Origin of the sequence: Dolichospermum sp. UHCC 0259, from assembly GCF_009711935.1 — a bacterium.
Taxonomy (GTDB): Bacteria; Cyanobacteriota; Cyanobacteriia; order Cyanobacteriales; family Nostocaceae; genus Dolichospermum.
Genome location: NZ_VIKX01000197.1, coordinates 1 through 18,522 on the forward strand (window position 1 = coordinate 1; position 18,522 = coordinate 18,522).

At 40.4% G+C, this 18,522-nt stretch carries 17 protein-coding genes and 1 pseudogene; 15 read left to right on the forward strand and 3 right to left on the reverse strand.

Annotation, left to right across the window (positions count from 1 at the left end; genetic code table 11):
* From FJR05_RS15815 to FJR05_RS15835, 5 genes and pseudogenes are all read left to right on the forward strand, one after another.
* Positions 1-113 (forward strand): annotated as a pseudogene (locus FJR05_RS15815) (photosystem II D2 protein (photosystem q(a) protein)); the annotation flags it as partial.
* A gap of 1,121 nt (positions 114-1,234) precedes the next feature.
* Positions 1,235-2,965, forward strand: a complete 1,731-nt coding sequence (locus FJR05_RS15820) for an iron uptake porin (protein ID WP_168644982.1) — start codon at positions 1,235-1,237, stop codon at positions 2,963-2,965.
* A gap of 170 nt (positions 2,966-3,135) precedes the next feature.
* Positions 3,136-3,573: an Rrf2 family transcriptional regulator gene (locus FJR05_RS15825; protein WP_168644983.1), complete on the forward strand. Its 438-nt coding sequence runs from the start codon at positions 3,136-3,138 to the stop codon at positions 3,571-3,573.
* A gap of 16 nt (positions 3,574-3,589) precedes the next feature.
* Complete coding sequence (gene cysK / locus FJR05_RS15830) at positions 3,590-4,552, forward strand: cysteine synthase A (protein ID WP_168644984.1); 963 nt, start codon at positions 3,590-3,592, stop codon at positions 4,550-4,552.
* Between the two features lie 15 nt (positions 4,553-4,567).
* On the forward strand, positions 4,568-5,257 hold the full coding sequence (locus tag FJR05_RS15835; RefSeq protein WP_168644985.1) for a J domain-containing protein: 690 nt from the start codon (positions 4,568-4,570) through the stop codon (positions 5,255-5,257).
* Between the two features lie 353 nt (positions 5,258-5,610).
* Here FJR05_RS15835 and FJR05_RS15840 read toward each other — a convergent pair whose 3' ends face one another.
* Positions 5,611-6,219 carry a hypothetical protein gene (locus tag FJR05_RS15840; protein WP_168644986.1) on the reverse strand — a complete coding sequence of 203 codons (609 nt, stop codon included), beginning with the start codon at positions 6,217-6,219 and terminating at the stop codon, positions 5,611-5,613.
* A gap of 442 nt (positions 6,220-6,661) precedes the next feature.
* On the opposite strand from FJR05_RS15840, the gene FJR05_RS15845 reads away from it, so the two are divergent.
* From FJR05_RS15845 to FJR05_RS15875, 7 genes are all read left to right on the forward strand, one after another.
* Positions 6,662-7,216, forward strand: coding sequence for an RDD family protein (locus FJR05_RS15845; RefSeq protein ID WP_168644987.1), 555 nt, complete (start codon positions 6,662-6,664; stop codon positions 7,214-7,216).
* 47 nt (positions 7,217-7,263) lie between these two features.
* The gene (gene rpmG, locus FJR05_RS15850; RefSeq protein ID WP_010998585.1) at positions 7,264-7,458 is read left to right on the forward strand and encodes a 50S ribosomal protein L33; all 195 of its coding nucleotides are present in this window, start codon (positions 7,264-7,266) and stop codon (positions 7,456-7,458) included.
* A 2-nt stretch (positions 7,459-7,460) separates the two neighbouring features.
* Positions 7,461-7,676: a 30S ribosomal protein S18 gene (rpsR, locus tag FJR05_RS15855; protein ID WP_168644988.1), complete on the forward strand. Its 216-nt coding sequence runs from the start codon at positions 7,461-7,463 to the stop codon at positions 7,674-7,676.
* Positions 7,677-8,074: 398 nt separating this feature from the next.
* A complete protein-coding gene (locus FJR05_RS15860; protein WP_168644989.1) occupies positions 8,075-10,135 on the forward strand; it encodes a ribonuclease R family protein in 2,061 nt (686 codons plus the stop codon).
* A 108-nt stretch (positions 10,136-10,243) separates the two neighbouring features.
* The gene (locus FJR05_RS15865) at positions 10,244-12,172 is read left to right on the forward strand and encodes a protein phosphatase 2C domain-containing protein (protein ID WP_168644990.1); all 1,929 of its coding nucleotides are present in this window, start codon (positions 10,244-10,246) and stop codon (positions 12,170-12,172) included.
* Positions 12,173-12,189: 17 nt separating this feature from the next.
* A complete protein-coding gene (locus FJR05_RS15870) occupies positions 12,190-12,342 on the forward strand; it encodes a hypothetical protein (protein WP_168644981.1) in 153 nt (50 codons plus the stop codon).
* A gap of 107 nt (positions 12,343-12,449) precedes the next feature.
* Positions 12,450-12,671 (forward strand): ferredoxin-thioredoxin reductase variable chain, encoded by a 222-nt coding sequence (locus tag FJR05_RS15875; RefSeq protein WP_168645002.1) that lies wholly within the window; start codon positions 12,450-12,452, stop codon positions 12,669-12,671.
* Between the two features lie 45 nt (positions 12,672-12,716).
* Here FJR05_RS15875 and hetI read toward each other — a convergent pair whose 3' ends face one another.
* Together hetI and FJR05_RS15885 are read right to left on the reverse strand one after the other, a co-directional pair.
* Complete coding sequence (gene hetI / locus FJR05_RS15880) at positions 12,717-13,433, reverse strand: 4'-phosphopantetheinyl transferase HetI (protein ID WP_168644991.1); 717 nt, start codon at positions 13,431-13,433, stop codon at positions 12,717-12,719.
* A 57-nt stretch (positions 13,434-13,490) separates the two neighbouring features.
* A complete protein-coding gene (locus FJR05_RS15885) occupies positions 13,491-14,564 on the reverse strand; it encodes a YheT family hydrolase (RefSeq protein ID WP_168644992.1) in 1,074 nt (357 codons plus the stop codon).
* 233 nt (positions 14,565-14,797) lie between these two features.
* On the opposite strand from FJR05_RS15885, the gene FJR05_RS15890 reads away from it, so the two are divergent.
* From FJR05_RS15890 to FJR05_RS15900, 3 genes are all read left to right on the forward strand, one after another.
* The gene (locus tag FJR05_RS15890) at positions 14,798-15,541 is read left to right on the forward strand and encodes a response regulator transcription factor (RefSeq protein ID WP_168644993.1); all 744 of its coding nucleotides are present in this window, start codon (positions 14,798-14,800) and stop codon (positions 15,539-15,541) included.
* A gap of 236 nt (positions 15,542-15,777) precedes the next feature.
* Complete coding sequence (gene der, locus FJR05_RS15895) at positions 15,778-17,142, forward strand: ribosome biogenesis GTPase Der (protein ID WP_168644994.1); 1,365 nt, start codon at positions 15,778-15,780, stop codon at positions 17,140-17,142.
* A gap of 152 nt (positions 17,143-17,294) precedes the next feature.
* On the forward strand, positions 17,295-18,227 hold the full coding sequence (locus FJR05_RS15900) for an energy-coupling factor transporter transmembrane protein EcfT (RefSeq protein ID WP_168644995.1): 933 nt from the start codon (positions 17,295-17,297) through the stop codon (positions 18,225-18,227).
* Positions 18,228-18,522 lie beyond the last annotated feature (295 nt).

The window sequence follows — 18,522 nt, forward strand, 5'->3', positions numbered from 1 at the left end:
CCAAAAACATTTTGTTGAACGAGGGTATTCGCGCTTGGATGGCTCCTCAAGATCAACCCCACGAACAGTTCGTATTCCCAGAAGAAGTATTACCACGTGGTAACGCTCTCTAAATCTGGAATTTACCCTGAATTTATCTTTGTTAGGTAGCCCTCACCTCAATGGTGGGGGTTTTTTTATGGCAGAAATTAAAATTAAGGTATTGCAAATTTTTGTAGTTGTGCTATAGTAATCTCAGGTTACAAACCCAAAGCATTTTGCTTTGCCCCTTTTGAAACTAAGACCATTTAGGCAACAAGGAGGTGATGCCCATGATAGAAAGTAGTATACGCATGGGTCATCCAGTTGTAGTTAGCCGGCTGTGTGCCGGGGCTGTTCTCTAAAAGTTGGCTTTAGTTCTCTTGAGATACTAAGTTAGCTTAACTGACTAGGCTTAACATCGGAGTTCCTTCCGGCAGTCTGGTTACAACTTGAAGACCCGCTAGACCGCCCTGACTTAGATTATCTGATCTAAATCAGGGCGGATAGTTTTTAAGGGTGTTTTTTGGTTTAAATCAGTACACAACCAAGTCAGTAAATTAACTATTAGAAAAGCCTAAAAAGCTTATTTAATAGGATTTTTTAACTTTGTTCTGCGTTACCAGGTGGTAATTTTTAATAAGCAGGATGAGACGATATTGAGATATTTGCTAACAACAATTAGCAACATGAATTATTGTCATGGAACATTTATTAGCGATCGCCCATCATTTATATCTGTCAGGTTTTTGGAGTGAAAACAAACACCCATTACGAACAAATAATAATTAATGTAGAAGGGTTTTGATTGCAAGTATATTGCAAAACTTTTCTAGATTTTTCGATACAGAAACCTATTCCCTAATTTTTTACATAAGAACAGCTTAACGTCAGTAAAACAGATTCAAATTTGACTCGGTATAACCAAAAATATATTACCAGGAAAATTGATACTTACTTGATCAAAAAATCTTATGTTAATTATTAGAAAAAGTGATAATATAGTCACAGGATATGGTTGAAAGTTTTTGCATAAGTTAATTGCATTGAAGTTTAACGATGAGTTAATCAATTGTTAGCCTTGTAAAAGCTATGATTGTGGTATTGGTGGCAGCCATGCCTATTACACAGGTTTCAACAAGACTTCGCGTTTGTAAACAGTTAGCTACAGCGAACTCAAGTTATCCATATTAAAGGTGTGAGGAGAAAAGGAAAAATGTCTAATATTTTGTGGAAATCCTTGGTGGTTAGCCCAGCAATTTTGGGAGCAGCATTGTTAGTATCTTCAACAGCAATCGCCGCACCAAGTACCACCCAAGAAGCATCGTCAATAGGAACTTCCTCTACAACAGAAGTTTCCCAAAAGCCAGAATTATTGGCGACAGAAACCAAAGAAGCTCAAGTTTTAGCTCAGGTTAACCGTTACAGCAACGAAAACAATAATTCCTTAAATCAGGTAACATCAGTTTCGCAGTTCTCTGATGTTCAACCTACCGATTGGGCATTCCAAGCTTTGCAATCTTTGGTAGAGCGTTATGGTTGTATTGCAGGTTATCCCAATGGCACATATCGCGGTAATCGGGCTTTAAGCCGTTACGAATTTGCCGCTGGTTTAAATTCTTGTTTAGATCGTGTAAACGAATTGATTGCCACAGCAACCGCTGATATGGTAACAAAACAGGATTTAGCAACATTGCAGCGTTTGCAAGAAGAATTTTCGGCAGAATTGGCAACTTTACGCGGTCGAGTAGATGCTTTAGAAGGGCGGACTGCTGAATTAGAAGCCAATCAATTCTCCACTACCACTAAGTTAAAAGGTGAAGCCATTTTTGCTGTCACTGATACTTTTGGTGGTCAAACAGGCCAAGCTAACCGGGCAGTTTTCCAAAACAGAGTGCGTTTAGGTTTAGAAACAAGCTTTACGGGTAGAGATATATTAACCACCCGCTTGGCTGCTGGTAATGCCACAGGCTTTGATCTCCGAGATAATGCTAATAATCCGATCATTGGTGGTGCAGTCGGCAAACAAACATTTGAAGTTGGTAGCACTGGTGCTAACAGCGTTAGAATTGACAAATTAACCTATGAAGCGCCTGTAGGACCTGCAAGAGTTTATCTTTCCGCTAGTGGTGGGCAACATAGTGATTATGCCGCTGTTAACAATCCTTACTTCTTTGATAAAACAGATGGTGGTAACGGGGCTTTAAGCACCTTCGCATCTGAAAACCCCATCTACCGCATTGGTGGTGGTTCTGGTATTGCCTTGAATGTACCCTTTGGGAAACCCGGTGATAGTTCCTTGAAACCAAGTTCTCTCACATTAGGTTACTTGGCTTCAAATGCTAATGATCCTAGTCCCAGTAATGGCTTGTTTGATGGCAACTATGCGGCTTTAGGTCAGTTAAACTTTAACGTTGGTAATCGCGTTGCTTTGGCTGCAACCTATGTACATGGTTATCATAAAGCTGGTAGCAGCTTATTTGATTCAGGACTTGATGGTGGTGCTTTGGTAGGTACGGCACAAGCTAATACTTTAGGTGTCAATAGCGTAACAAGTGAGACTAGAGCCTCTTCCAGTAACTCCTACGGTATTTCCGCAGCTATCAAGCCCAGCAATAGACTGTCATTGAGTGGTTTCGTTTCCTATCATGATGTTACAGGCTTCGGAGCTAATGATGATAAAGAAGCTTGGAGCTATGGTGTAGGTTTAGCTTTACCTGACTTTGGTAAGAAAGGTAACGTGTTAGGTATCTTTGGTGGCGCTCAACCTTACTCACTAGGTGCGACTGGTAGAGAGACTCCATACCAAGTGGAAGGCTTCTATAAGTATCGCGTTTCCGAAAATGTATCCGTAACTCCTGGAGTTATCTGGATGACCTCTCCTGGACAAGCTAATAATACTAACGATACCGTGATCGGTACACTCAGAACAACTTTCAGCTTCTAAACTGTTAAAAATCGGTTCATAAGTTGAAACGTTATTTGACCCTGCCTCATGGCGGGGTTTTTTTGTGGGTAGCAAAAACCCCAGTGAAGAACCGGGGTATACTGTAAAAGAGGTGAACTATCAGGTTTCGCTCATTTTCATCCTTCAATTTTGATCTTGGATTATTGCTTGTGGAACTATCATGTAAATCTGAATACGCAATTTTGGCGTTATTAGAGATGGCTACTCATTATGAAAACGGTGAACCGATGCAAATTCGGCAAATCGCTCTGCAACAAAAGATACCTGATCGTTATTTAGAACAACTGTTAGCAACTTTGCGGCGGGGCGGTATAGTTAAAAGTCAACGGGGTTCAAAAGGTGGCTATTTACTGGCGCGAGAACCTCGAAAAATTAGTATCTTTGAAATTTTAGAATGCTTGGAAGGCTTGGATGTGCAAACTGGTGAACAAAATACTAAAACCACAAGTTTAGATAATTCTGTGGTTTCAGAAATTTGGCAAGAAGCACGTCAAGCGGCAAATTTAGTGTTACAAAATTATTCGCTTCAGGATCTTTGTGAAAAACGGGATTCTCGAAAGCAGTTGGATATAATGTACTACATTTGAAAACAGAAAATTTATTATGCGGATTGTTGAAAATATTACGGAGTTGGTGGGACGGACACCTTTAGTGAAGTTAAACCGGATTCCTCAAGAATTAGGTTGTGTGGCTCAAATTCTCGTGAAATTGGAAAGTATGAACCCTTCGTCATCGGTAAAAGACCGGATTGGGGTAAGTATGATTATGGCGGCGGAAAAGGAAGGATTAATCGCTGCTGGGAAGACGATTTTGGTAGAACCAACATCGGGAAATACGGGAATTGCTTTGGCGATGGCAGCAGCGGCTAAGGGGTATCAATTAATTTTAACTATGCCGGAAACGATGAGTGCGGAACGGCGGGCGATGTTAAGGGCTTATGGGGCCCAGTTGGAACTCACGCCGGGAATTGAGGGGATGAGTGGGGCGATTCGACGGGCGCAGGAGATTGTGGATAGAACACCTTATGCCTATATGTTGCAACAGTTCCGCAATCCGGCTAATGCCCAAATTCACCGGGAAACTACGGCTGAGGAAATTTGGGAGGATACGGATGGATTGGTGGATATGATTGTGGCGGGAGTGGGGACTGGGGGGACGATTACGGGGGTGGCGGAAGTTTTGAAGGCACGGAAACCGAGTTTTACTTGCGTAGCTGTTGAACCAGCTAATAGCCCTATCTTATCGGGGGGTAAACCAGGACCTCACAAAATTCAGGGGATTGGGGCGGGTTTTATTCCCCAAGTCTTAAAGGTAGAATTGATTGATGAGGTAATTACGGTGACAGATGAGGAGGCGATCGCTTTTAGTCGCAGATTAGCCAGGGAGGAAGGACTACTATCGGGCATTTCCAGTGGTGCAGCCCTCTGTGCAGCGGTGCGTGTTGCCCAACGTCCAGAGAATCAGGGACGCTTAATAGTGATGATTCAGCCTAGTTTCGGTGAGAGATATTTAAGTACACCTTTATTCCAAGACCTAGAAGCGAAAACAGCAACTAGCGTCAGTTAACAATCTATTGGATTCATGTCCGATTTTAACCACTACGACACCCTAAAAGTTAGTAACAATGCCAGTCAAGCGGAGATTAAACAAGCTTATCGCCGCTTGGTGAAAATTTTTCATCCTGATAGTAATCAAACAATCACAGACAATGAACAAATTATTCGTGTTAATGCCGCCTATGAAATTTTAAGTGACAGTAAAAGTCGTTTCAATTACGATGAAAAACTCCGTCACAGTCAGCAACAATTTCATCAAGTTCGCCAAAAACGTGCAGAATATGCCCAACAGCACCACAAAGCAACTAGGAGAACAAGAAAAGATGTTGATGAAAACGTCGAAGAATGGTTACGTTTAGTTTATAAACCAGTAAATCGGATACTTTCGACAATTCTCAATTCTTTAGAATCACAAATTGACGAATTAGCCGCAGATCCTTTTGATGATGATCTTCTGGACGAATTTCAAGATTATTTAGAATCCTGTCGGGAAGATTTACGAGACGCACAAATTAAGTTTCGTTCTTTGCCAAATCCTACTAGTTTTGCAGCCGCAGCAGCCCATATTTACTATTGTATGAGTCAAGTTGCAGATGGAATAGAGGAGTTAGCCTACTTTCCATTAAGCTATGATGATCGTTATTTGCACACAGGACAAGAATTATTTCGGATAGCAAAAAGATTGTATCGGGAAGCGCAAGAATCAGTTAGTTGATGAGACACTAGATAGATTAAGAGTTTCCGGGTTAAAAAAGTGAATTAGGTACAAGTAATCAGCATTGAAACCGTTAAAAACCGAACTGACAAGTCAGCGTTTATGCTATCACTTTCTGAAATTTGAGACTATTCTTATCTCCTTCTAATTCTTCCTCCTGACTCCTGACTCCTTCTGTAGTGTGTTAATTCTGAATCCCTTATCCCATAAGACTTCATGCACAAAATATGTCGCCATATTTTTATGAGAAAGTGCCTGGAACAGATGTTTTCGGTGTAAACTACGGTAACACCAATAATTTTCCGGACAATCCCTCCAAAAATACACAGAATTAACACACTACTCCTTCTGTATTAACCGATAGGATAACATCCCGGATTGACGGCATGAATAAATTCACTACCGGCTAATGGTCTTCCTCGTTTATAAGCTGCTTCTTGCGGTTGTCCCCACCCTAATTGTAAAATAATTTCTAGAAAGTTCGGATTTTCCCACTTTAACAAAGTTGCCCATTCTGTTCTTTGGACAATTCTTTCTACATCTACTTTGATCACTTTTTGATGTTGTTTACCATTACTAAAACTTAAATATAAATCCATTTCTTCTGTTACCAAATACCAAAACTCTAAAAGAGAATCTTTGGCAGGTTTCAAGATTTCTAAATCACTTTCTAAGGCAATCAATTCTGGATCAATTTCTGGATAATGGAGATTTTTACCTTTAATCTGAATATCTTTCCAGATAATTCCAGAAACTTGATTTTCTCGTTGATATTCATGAATAGAGGCTTTAAAATCTTGGTAAGCTGTGAATCTTTGTACTCCGTCGGTTCTGATAAACGGATCTATAACAGGATTACTAGCAACAGTTATATCTAACTTTAACCTTTCTCCTTTTAAGCAAGCTTGGCGTTCGATTGCCAAAATCTGAATTAACTCTTGGGTATTGTAAATATTTGACATCAGAACAAGACCTAATTAGTTATTAGTTATTAGTTATGAAACTAATTGTTAATTTAGTGTCAGATGGTCATCAGGATTGAGTGAAGATTTAATTATTATCTCTTAATATAAATATGAATGCCGTATCAGAATCAACTATTTGTTGTATTGTTTATTCCAGGGAATAAAAATTGATACAGATCCTTTAAATACCTTCTGTGAGGGGAGAGAACAGTTTCAACTATCTGGATATCCTCAATTTTCCAAATCCGACAAAGAAAAATGCAATTGTTTTGAGACACCATAAGCTAAAACCATGCACTTTCTTGTTCTGAAAAGCAAGCCAGTTTGATTTCTGACTTCTAACTGGGCGCAGACCCTGCGCCCCTACCTGCTGACTTATACTGTAAGTTTACACAGGTTTAAATAAATTTATAATTTTACCATTAGTGAGGTAAAGAATATGACTCTTGTTAAGGTAAATCAAAGACACTACCCCAAAGGGGATCTTACTCGTCGGGGAATGGCTTTAGCTATGGACTTTTTCGGTGCATGGTTACTGAGTTCTATGGTGAGAAGTAATGAAATTGGTATTCAATTTGCTCAAATCTTTGTGTTTATTTTTGCTTGGTTAATTTTTCGCGTAGTCGTAGTTTACAACAATCAGGGACAAAGTTTAGGCCGTTGGGCATTTGATTTAAAGATCCTAGAAGTCGTAAATGGGGAAATAGTCAACAGAATCCCGCAATTTCAGACATTATTACTTCGAGAAGGGGTTATTTGCTTTTCTAGCTTATTATTATCCATTTTCCTGGGGAATATCATCCTCAATCCCGCTGCTGTCGTTTTATTACTGCCTTTAATCATTGACGGGGGTGCAGCTTTATCTGATACTCAGATGCGTCAGGCTTTCCATGACCGCTTTTTTCGGACAGTTATAGTTTCTTCCCGTCGGGGTTATTCATTAGATATAAAAATTAAACGGTTGGTTGAAAAATTTCCTCGAAATATGAGATAATAACCATTTGTGTTAATTATCCTCCAGGCTTTACAGTTTGTAAGATTATGGCTAAAAGTAAAGGTGCGCGCATAATAGTGACACTAGAATGCACCGAGTGTCGGACAAATCCAGATAAACGTTCCCCTGGCGTATCTCGTTATACCAGCACTAAGAACCGTCGGAACACAACCAACCGTTTAGAACTGAAAAAGTTCTGTACCCACTGCAATAAACACACAGTTCACAAGGAAATTAAGTAAGAATGAGTTACTATCGTCGTCGCCTTTCTCCAATTAAGCCCGGAGATGCCATTGATTACAAAGATGTAGATTTGTTGCGGAAGTTTTTGACCGAACGTGGTAAAATTTTGCCTCGGAGAATCACTGGTTTAACCTGTCAGCAACAACGCGCTTTGACTACAGCCATTAAACGCGCCCGGATTGTGGCTTTGTTACCCTTCATTAACGCCGAAGGTTAAGAATATTTTGGATTTTGGATTTTGGATTATTGTCCAATAAAGTAGCAGTTGCATGGAGATGCCCAGTTACTTTGAGTCCAAAATCTAAAATTTAATATTTAATGTTAGGAAATTGCTAAAAACATTTAATTAATTCATTCTCAAAAATGGTACGATATCGCTAAATTTGGGAATGAAATTGTCAAGAGTGATAGCATTCTGCATAGCAAATTATTAAATAAAGGATTAAATGAGCCGTCAGTGGTCAGCCGTCAGCAGGTTGTTGAAAAGGGGATTTAAACCCAGAATTACCTTACTAACTGAATGCTGATAGCTGAATACTGATAGCTTGTTAAATACCCGTTATTTAATCCGAAATCTCCAGTTTAAAAATCTAAAAATATTAAAGTGCGACAGTTGTGGATAAGGGGACGTTAGTTGAATTTAGGGTTCAAAGCGATCGCCGTCTAGGAGTGGTAGATCGTCCAGACGGTAAAACTCGTTGGTTTGTAGTAGATGAACGGGGTCAATCTCACAGTCTTGCACCGCGCCAATTTACCTACACAGTGAATGGACAAACCTATAAACCAGGCGAAATCGCTGACTTCTTAAGTCAAGTCCAACCTTATCTAGATCCATCTAGTCTAGAAATAGCGTGGGAACTACTCATTGAAGATGGAGAAACTGTCACTCCCAGCCAATTGGCAAATATATTATTTTCGGAATCCACCCTTCCCCAGTGTTATGCAGCCCATTGTTTGTTATCGGAGGATAAACTCTATTTCAAACAAAAAGGGGATGCTTATGAACCCCGCAGCACGGCACAAGTAGCAGAACGCAAACACCAGATTGAAGTAGAATCCCAAAAAGCTAGGGGACAGCAGGAATTTTTAGCCCGTGTAGAACAAGCACTTCAGGGACAAGTGGTGGAATGGCAACGGCTGGATCGCCAGCGTTTAGAAGCCATAGAAAAGTATGCAACTTTGTTGGCTGATGTGGTCATGCTCAAGGTGAATTACGACTCTTTAGCTCGTGCTTGTCCGCCTTCGACTCCAGTATTAGAAACTATGAATATGCTGGGACGTTCTGCTACGCCCCAGGCGGCATTTCAACTTTTGATAGATTTGGGTTGGTGGACTTCCCATGAAAATCTGTTTCTGCGCCGTTCATCAATCTCCGTTCAATTTCCGCAAAAGGTATTAGAAGTGGCGCAAGAACGTTTGGATTTTCCTCCCACAGATTTGGACAAAAACCGTCTCGATCTTACACATCTCAAGGTGTACACCATTGATGATGAAAGCACGACGGAAATAGATGATGGTTTGAGTTGGGAGGTATTACCAGATGGTAAGGAACGGTTATGGGTGCATATAGCTGACCCCACCCGGTTATTAATGCCGGATGATGAGTTGGATTTGGAAGCTAGAAAACGGGGGAGTACGGTTTATTTACCGACGGGGATGATTCCCATGTTTCCAGAGGTGTTGGCTACAGGTCCCATGAGTTTGGTGCAGGGAAAGGTATGTTGCGCCCTCAGCTTTGGGGTAATTTTAGATGAAGTTGGGGCGGTTGAAGATTATTGTATCCACGCTGGTTTAATCAAGCCTACCTATCGTCTCACCTACGAGGATGTGGATGAGATGTTAGAGTTGGGAGTACAGGCTGAACCGGAAATTGAGGCGATCGCTAATTGGGCAAAAATCCGCAAAAATTGGCGTTATGGTCAAGGCGCTATCAGTATCAATATGCCCGAAGCCATGATCAAAGTCAAAGACGATGATATCAATATTGATGTTTTAGATGATTCCTCATCCCGGCAATTAGTCGCAGAAATGATGATTCTTGCTGGAGAAGTCGCCGCCCGTTATGGTCAAACTCATAATATCCCTCTCCCTTTTCGTGGTCAACCCCAACCAGAATTACCACCAGACGAAGAATTACTGCAACTTCCCGCAGGTTTTGTCCGTTCCTGTGCCATGCGCCGCTGTATGCCTAAGAGCGAAATGAGCATTACACCGGTGCGTCATGCTGGTTTGGGTTTAGATACTTATACTCAAGCAACCTCACCCATTCGTCGTTATAGTGACTTACTTACCCACTTCCAACTGAAAGCACATTTACGCGGTGAAGGTTTACCTTTCTCTGCGGAACAACTCAAAGAAGTGATGATGACAGTCATGAGTACCACCCAAGAAGCAACAATGGTGGAACGACAAACAAATAGATATTATGCTTTAGAATATTTACGTCGTCATCCTGAACAAGTTTGGCAGGTAACGGTATTAATGTGGTTACGAGAAGATAGCAACTTAGCACTAATTTTATTAGAAGATTTGGGGTTACAGTTGCCCATGTCCTTCCGGCGTTCTGTTAGTCTGGGAGAAAATTTATTAGTGAAAGTTAGTTTAGCTGACCCCCAAAAAGATATGATTCACTTCCAAGAAATTATGTATCAGGAAGCCCAATCAGTTACAAATTAGATATAGCAGGGAATAGGGATCTTAATTCAATGCAGTTTCATCTTAGCTGGGCATTAGATACACCAATACAGTGAATCTTTACAGAAAAAACTAATCCTGATTTTAATTATGTTTTCTACCCAACGAGTGATTAATTGCCCAAATCCAGAATGTGATCAACCTTTGAACTGCGTCGGAGATACTATTTGCAATCGCTGTCACACTCCCCTAATTTACCGCTATCTCTGGGCAACTGGCAACCAAGCCGCAGAAATTTCCCCAGAAACAAAGGTAGCAGACAGATATGAAGTCATCAAACCCCAAATTTGGCTAGATACCCAACCCGCACTATTACCGGATATCCCCGCAGAACTCCCAAATATCGTTATTCCCTACCTAAGCTTATACTCAGAACATTTGCATATACCCCAAGCCTATGGTTTTACCTCCTTAGCTGAAACAGAAGGTGATATTCTGTTACTAGAAAATGCTCCCATAGATGAAACAGGCTGTATTTACCCGACAATTAGCGACTCCTGGGAACAAGCATCTCCCGTCAGACAGATTTACTGGTTATGGCAAATTCTTCAATTGTGGACACCCTTATCAGCATTGGGAGTTGCCCAAAGTTTATTATTAACAGATAATTTATGTGTGCAAGGTTGGTGTATTCGTTTATTAGAACTGCATCAAAACATAGAAGAACCAACTTTACAAGATTTAGGTAATTCTTGGCGCAATTGGGTGACAATTGCAAAAAACACCATTTCTCCAAAATTAGAAAACATAGTTGAGTTAATGTGTCAACCTGAAAATGATTTAGAAATTATTAATACTCAACTCAATGAACTATTACTGACAACAGCCGCAGAATTACCTTTATATTTAACTATAGCCGGGGCAACAGATCCAGGTCCCGTCATTAAACATAATGAAGATGCTTGTTATCCTAGTCATCCCAGAGACCTAGATGATCAATTACAACCAAGATTAGCAATTATTTGTGATGGTATTGGTGGTCATGAAGGTGGTGAAGTTGCCAGTCAATTAGCTTTGCAGTCTCTTAAATTGCAAATGCGGGCTTTATTAGCAGAAATAAGCGAACAAACAGAATTATTAACTCCTAACCTCTTGTGTCAACAAATAGAGTCTTGTTTGCGAGTCGTTAATAATGTAGTATGGTCACGCAATGACGAGCAAAAACGTCAGGGTAAGGAACGCATGGCTACAACCTTAGTTATGTCATTGCAAATCCCTCAAAAAAGAGAACAGTTAGAAAATTCCCACGAACTTTATTTAGCCCATGTTGGTGATAGTCGTGCTTATTGGATTACTCAAAATTATTGTCAACTCCTGACAGTGGACGATGATATGGTCAAAAGAGAAGTTGGTTTAGGGAAAAGTTTATATCGTCAAGCATTGCAAATTCCCGAAGCCAAAGCCCTCACCCAAGCATTAGGTACAAAAGAAGCAGAATTTCTCAACTTTTCGGTCCAAAGATTTATTATAGAAGAAGATGGGATTTTATTGCTGTGTTCCGATGGTTTAAGCGATCGCAATTTAGTCGAACAATCCTGGCAAGACTACGCAATTCCCGTACTTACAGGCGATTTAGACATAGCAGATGCTACCCAAGAATTAATTAAACTGGCTAACGAAAAGAATGGCCAAGATAATATATCTGTAGTCCTGACTCTCTACCGTGTTGCCAAACCATCCTCAATGGCAATTATACCAGCACCGCCAGCAGAAATCATTCCGCCCCAACCCTTAACCGTCCCCGACGCAGAAGCATTAATTATAGCAGCCCCCATAGAAACAGATTTAACAGCAAGTTCCCAAGCCTTGCTAGATTTAAGTCTGACAGAAGCACCAACAGCACCGATAAAGCCATCTAGAAGTAAAGGTTTAGTTCTATTTGCAGGATTATTAGTTTTATTATTGGGAAGTACCACAATCAGTTTATTTGCTTGGTGGCAATTATCCCCCCAATCATTCTCACAAGTCTGTCGGCAACTTCCCCAAAAGATGCGAGAATTTTGTCCAGGGAGGGAGTAGGTAGAGGGGTAGGGGAAGTGGGGGAAGTAGGGGAAGTAGGGGAAGTGGGGGAAGTAGGGGAAGTAGGGGAAGTAGGGGAAGTAGGGGAAAGAGTATTTCAATCACCCATTACCAATCACCCATTACCAATCATCTCAATCAAAAATATGCAAGTTCGTTCCACAGCTTAATAGTACAATGTGTTGTAAAATTGGGTTTGCCATTAAATCATGCTGGATTTTGTAGTCAAAATAGCTGTGGAGATGGTTTAGGAACAACAAAAGTTAGATACATTATTATGAAAATAGGCGATCGCGTACGCGTTAAAGAATCAGTAGTAGTTTATCATCATCCCGAACATCGCGGTGATGCTTTTGACATCAAGGATGCAGAAGGGGAATTAGTAGCTATTGTCACCCAATGGCATGATAGACCTGTAAGTGCTAACTTTCCTTTTTTAGTCCAGTTCAGCAAAAAATTTAAAGCCCATTTACGCGATTTTGAAATCGAAAGCATCTAGCGTAGGGGCGCAGGGCCTGCGCCCATAAATTGCTGTGTAATACCACTATTCCCAACAATGCAAATTAATATTACTACCTGCAACCACAACCGCAGCCGCAAAATTTTCTGCTGGTGTTAATTCCCTTAAACTCCAATCTCCTGATACAAGTAATTCACTAGGTTGATTTGGTGTCAAACATATTTCAATTTCTTCTAACTGCACCAAACCATCTCCTGTAGCTTTTAAATAAGCTTCTTTGCAAGTCCAATAACGAAAAAATATTTGTTGTTGTTGGGCGTGAGAAAACATTTGTAAATATTCATATTCTTTAGCAGAAAAGAATCTTTTCGCCAAGCCTTCCAAATCAGACATAGTGCGAATATATTCTAAATCCACACCAATTTGATGTTGATAACTTACCCCCAATAAAGCCAAATCTTGGGAATGAGATAAATTAAATAATAATCCTTGATTAGCAAATTTAGCCGCCAATAAAGGTTTACCACGTGGCTGATATTCAAATTCTACTTGTTTAGGGTCAATAGCCAAATACTGCCCTAAAATAGCGCGGATAGAGCCACGTCCAGCTATAAATCTTTGCCGATGTTCAGGAAAATAAAACCGTTCAGCGCGAGCAATTTCATCACTAGATAAAGTTTCCCTAAAAGATTGTAATTGTGATTCTGATGAATTTAAATTAATGCGCCAAATATGCACATCATTTAATAACAAATCTAATTTTTTAGGTGCAGGTAGCCAATTCAAATTAAACAAATTCATCCGTATTTATCTGCGTTTATCTGTGTTTATCTGCGTTCAATATTACATTAGAAGAAATTAAACTTTACTTTCTTTTAGAGAAACCATTTCAATTTTTTGGTTACGTCTTGCTTCTATCCACTCTAAAACACGATTCCACGCCCACCATTGATCAGGATCTTGATATTGATTTTGACACTTTTTGCTACTCACATAACCAACATGACCACCGTAACGAGTGAGTAATAAATCTATATCAGGATTTTTTCTAGCAGCAACTTCTAAATCAGGAATAATCGCCGGATCAAATAAAGGGTCATCAGCAGCATATAAGATGAAAGTTGGTTTGGATAATTTTGGTAATAATTCTAACCCACTGCTGGCTTGATAATAATCAGCAACCGTCGCAAAACCCAATCGTTCAATCACCAATTCTTCATCAAATCCCCAAATACTATTAGCCCTGGCGATCGCTTCTGGATTAATATATTCAGGATAAACAGCATGAATTTTCCAGGCTAGTTTTTTCAATTCCTTCGCAATGCGAGACTCGACATATTTCCCAAAAGGGTGTTTAACTAAATAGGTGAGCGATCGCAACGAATCCAAACTCGGACAAATCACCGCCCCACCAGCAATGTCAATATCTTTAGGTGCTAAATCCGCAGCAGCTTTCACTCCCCACAAAGCCAACTGTCCCCCCAAAGAATAGCCCGTAAACCAAAATGGTGAAGGACAACCCATTTTTGCCGCAGCTTCGGCAATTCTGACAAAATCTTCCCCCTCATACAAACCATCAGAAGTCAAAGTTGGCGATAATTCTGCGGTTTTACCATGCGCCCGCCAATCAAATAACACCACAGCATAACCTTGGGCGTAAGCCTTGCGTCCCAAAATTCGTAAAAACCATTGCTGGTCTAACTCTCCAGTAATACCATAAGTGCCAACAATCGTACTATGGGCATTGGGGGGAATAGCAACTTGACCAAAAATTGGCACATCCTGACCCCCAGAGAAGATCACCTCGTGATATTTTGGTTCTGGATGAGTAATTTTACTCTTCCAGTCTCGATTAGCCCATAAAGCTGTATAAGCCGTCATAGTCACGCCATTTTGCAAAAAATAGGGTGGCAAATATTCGTATTTATACATAAAAAGTGAGTGGTATATTTTACAATGATTTGATTTTAATATTTATATTAGGTTTAACATATTTTTCATAATTAAGATGGTAATCTTTTTATATATCAAGGAAAACAAAGCCTTATGGTTTGCTTGATCATCTAACTCATCCCTCAACTTTTTTCCAAAATCAGCGTAGCGAAATTTTGGTAGTTGGGAGAGCCTCAATTATCGTTAAATAAAGTAGTTATAATTTTTTAAGAATGCCGAGGATTCTTGTCATAGACGATGACCCAGCGATTTCAGAACTTGTTGCCGTCAACTTGGAAATGGCGGGCTACGATGTTAGTCAAGCTGAAGATGGCATTAAAGGTCAGGCTCTGGCTCTCCAGCTACAACCCGACTTAATTATGCTGGATCTGATGTTACCTAGAGTAGATGGGTTTACAGTTTGTCAACGCTTACGTCGGGATGAACGGACTGCCGAGATTCCTGTCTTGATGTTAACTGCTTTAAGCCAAACCCATGACAAAGTAGAAGGGTTTAATGCTGGTGCAGATGACTATCTGACCAAACCATTTGAGCTAGAAGAATTGTTAGCGCGGGTAAGAGCTTTATTAAGACGCACTGACCGGATTCCCCAAGCAGCAAAACATAGCGAAATTCTCAACTATGGACCGATTACCCTCGTTCCTGAAAGATTTGAGGCTATTTGGTTCAAAGCAACGGTGAAACTGACTCATTTAGAGTTTGAGTTACTCCACTGTTTGCTGCAACGTCATGGACAAACCGTTTCCCCTAGCGAAATCCTCAGAGAAGTTTGGGGTTATGATCCTGATGATGACATTGAAACTATTCGGGTGCATATTCGTCACTTGAGAACTAAACTCGAACCTGATCCTCGTCATCCACGCTACATTAAGACCGTCTACGGTGCAGGATATTGTCTGGAATTACCTAGTGTACCTCCAGGAATGGAGGAAACTATGGCTACAGTAGGTGAGTGAAAGGGGACTGGGGACTGGGGACTGGGGACTGGGGACTGGGGACTGGGGACTGGGGAAGTTGGGGAAGTTGGGGAGTAGGGGGAGGAAGAAGAATGGTTTTCACCAATGACCAATGACCAATGACCAATGACCAAAAACTATGATATAATTAGTAGTTCTCTAAAATGGTGCTGGGTGAAGAACGTAGAGACAAAACTCAGCACACCTACACACTCAGCACTAAAGAACTCTAGTCTATGGCATTGCCAATTGTTGCAATTATCGGTCGCCCCAATGTGGGCAAATCTACCTTTGTAAATCGTCTGGCCGGAGATCAAACGGCGATAGTCCACGATGAACCAGGGGTAACACGCGATCGCACTTATCGTCCAGCTTTTTGGAATGATCGGGAATTTGTCGTAGTGGACACAGGTGGCTTAGTTTTTAACGATGACACCGAATTTCTCCCCATGATTCGCCAACAGGCTTTAACAGCGCTCGCAGAAGCCTCTGCTGCTATTTTCGTGGTAGATGGGCAAGCTGGTTTGATGCCCGCAGATGAAGAAATTTCCGAATGGTTACGTCAACAACCAGTTCCCGTATTACTGGCTGTAAATAAATGTGAATCTCCAGACCAAGGGGTGATTCAAGCCGCTGAATTTTGGGAATTGGGACTAGGTGAACCTTTCCCTATTTCTGCTATTCATGGTAGTGGCACAGGGGAAATCCTGGATGAGTTAATGAATCACATTCCTCTTGTAACCGAACCAGAGGAAAATAAGGAAATTAAAGTCGCTATTATTGGCAGACCAAATGTAGGCAAATCGAGCTTACTCAATGCTTTTGTCGGTGAAAATAGAGCTATTGTCAGTCCTATTTCTGGAACAACTAGAGATACAATTGATACAATAGTTGAAAGAGGTGGGCAAACCTACAGATTGATTGATACTGCTGGTATTCGCAAAAAGAAACATATAGAATACGGAACGGAATTTTTCAGTATTAACCGCGCCTTTAAAGCTATTCGTCGTTCTGATGTGGTTTTATTAGTGATTGATGCTTTAGATGGCGTAACTGAACAAGATCAAAAATTAGCAGGGCGCGTCTTAGAAGAAGGTCGCGCTTGTGTTGTGGTTGTGAATAAATGGGATGCTGTTGAGAAAGACTCCTACACCATCTATGACCATGAAAAAGAATTAGAATCACGCTTACATTTTACGGAATGGGCAGATACTATTTTTGTGAGCGCGAATACGGGACTACGGGTAGAAAAGATTTTAGAATTGGTCAATCAAGCGGCTGAAGCACACAAACGCCGTGTGAGTACATCAGTAATTAATGAAGTTCTGGAAGATGCTATCAGTTGGCATTCACCACCGACTTCACGGGGCGGTCGTCAGGGTAAGATATACTACGGTACTCAGGTAAGCAGTCAGCCTCCTTCTATTGCGCTGTTTGTCAATGATAATACTCGTTTTAATGACAATTATCGCCGTTACATTGAACGCCAATTCCGTAAACAGCTTGGCTTTCAAGGTACACCGATTCGGCTATTTTGGCGCAGTAAGAAAGTTCGAGAAATGGAAATCGGCGGACCAAATCGTGCTACTCGTGTAAAATAGGAAACGTAAGGAGTCAGGAGTCAGGAGTCAGTTAGGATGGCAGGAAGCCAGGGAATAAATTCCCCGTCTAAAAGCTAAAGTCGGTTAAAACCGACTGTTTTATTTTTATTTATTCTGACAACTGACAACTGACCAATGACAACTGACAAAATATGGATTTATTGCGATCGCTTCCCCTCGGACTTTACTTAGAAGAACCGCAAACTTGGTTACATAAACTCGATCCGCGAGTTAAGTTATTTTGGTTATTGAGCTTTCTAACTAGCTATGTTGTCGCTAACAACTATTGGCGGGTATTGCTGGTATTACTGCTAATTACTTTTACTGTATTTGCCAAAATTCCGCTGCGAGTATGGCGACAGCAAATGGGCTGGTTATTGATACTATCATTTATGGTATTAGTAATTGGCTCGATAAGTCCTGATGGATTAGGTATCAGTTATCAGTCTCGCTTACCCGCAAATGAACAAATTCTTACTCAACCTATAACTGATAAAAAGACCCAAGTCACCCCAGTAATAGCAGATAGCAATAAAAAATATAGCTATGTATTATTTCAAAAAGGATTTGTGAAAATAAATCGCCGTTCTTTGGATTTGGCAATTAGGTTGAGTACAATAGTTTTTACATTAATCTACAGCACTAATTTATATTTACTCACAACCGCACCGGAAGAAATTACTTCGGGAATGGAAAGTTTAATGCAGCCGTTGAGAAGGTTTAATATTCCAGTTACAGAACTTACCCTAACGCTAACTTTATCCTTGCGGTTTATTCCCTTAGTTTTAGAAGAAATCCAAAACCTAGTGCGTTCGGTAATGACTAGGGCAATTAATTGGAAAAAGCTAGGATTAAAAGGAGGAGCAAAAGTTTGGTTAATTGTGACTGAGAGATTATTAGAAAATCTGCTTTTAAGGGCGGAACAAATGGCAAATGCGATGATGGTTCGAGGTTTTACCAGTCCTAACGAACATCGAGTTAAATGGCAAGAGTTAAAATTAAAAACAGGTGATTGGTTAGCGATCGCCACTTTAATGGTATTTTGGGGAATCAGAATAGCCTTTGGTGCTGATAGCTCCGCATAATTAAAAATTACCCTTGCTTATTTATTGATCTTTTAACCAAGTTTCTAAATCTCGTCATTTTGCTGGCTCGGAGAATATGATCAGGTATTAAAACGCTTGTAATCAAGTTTGCAAGTATAATTTATATAACTTTAGCAATTCTCCATGTATAAGTTAATTTTGACACAACACCTGTAAAAAATGGCAAATTAGGAAAATTAAGCTAATTTTAAATTATTTATTTCCCCAACCTTTAACAACTGTCAGCCTTGTACTATTAAATTCCAGGGATATTTTACAAACTATAGTCGCCAAC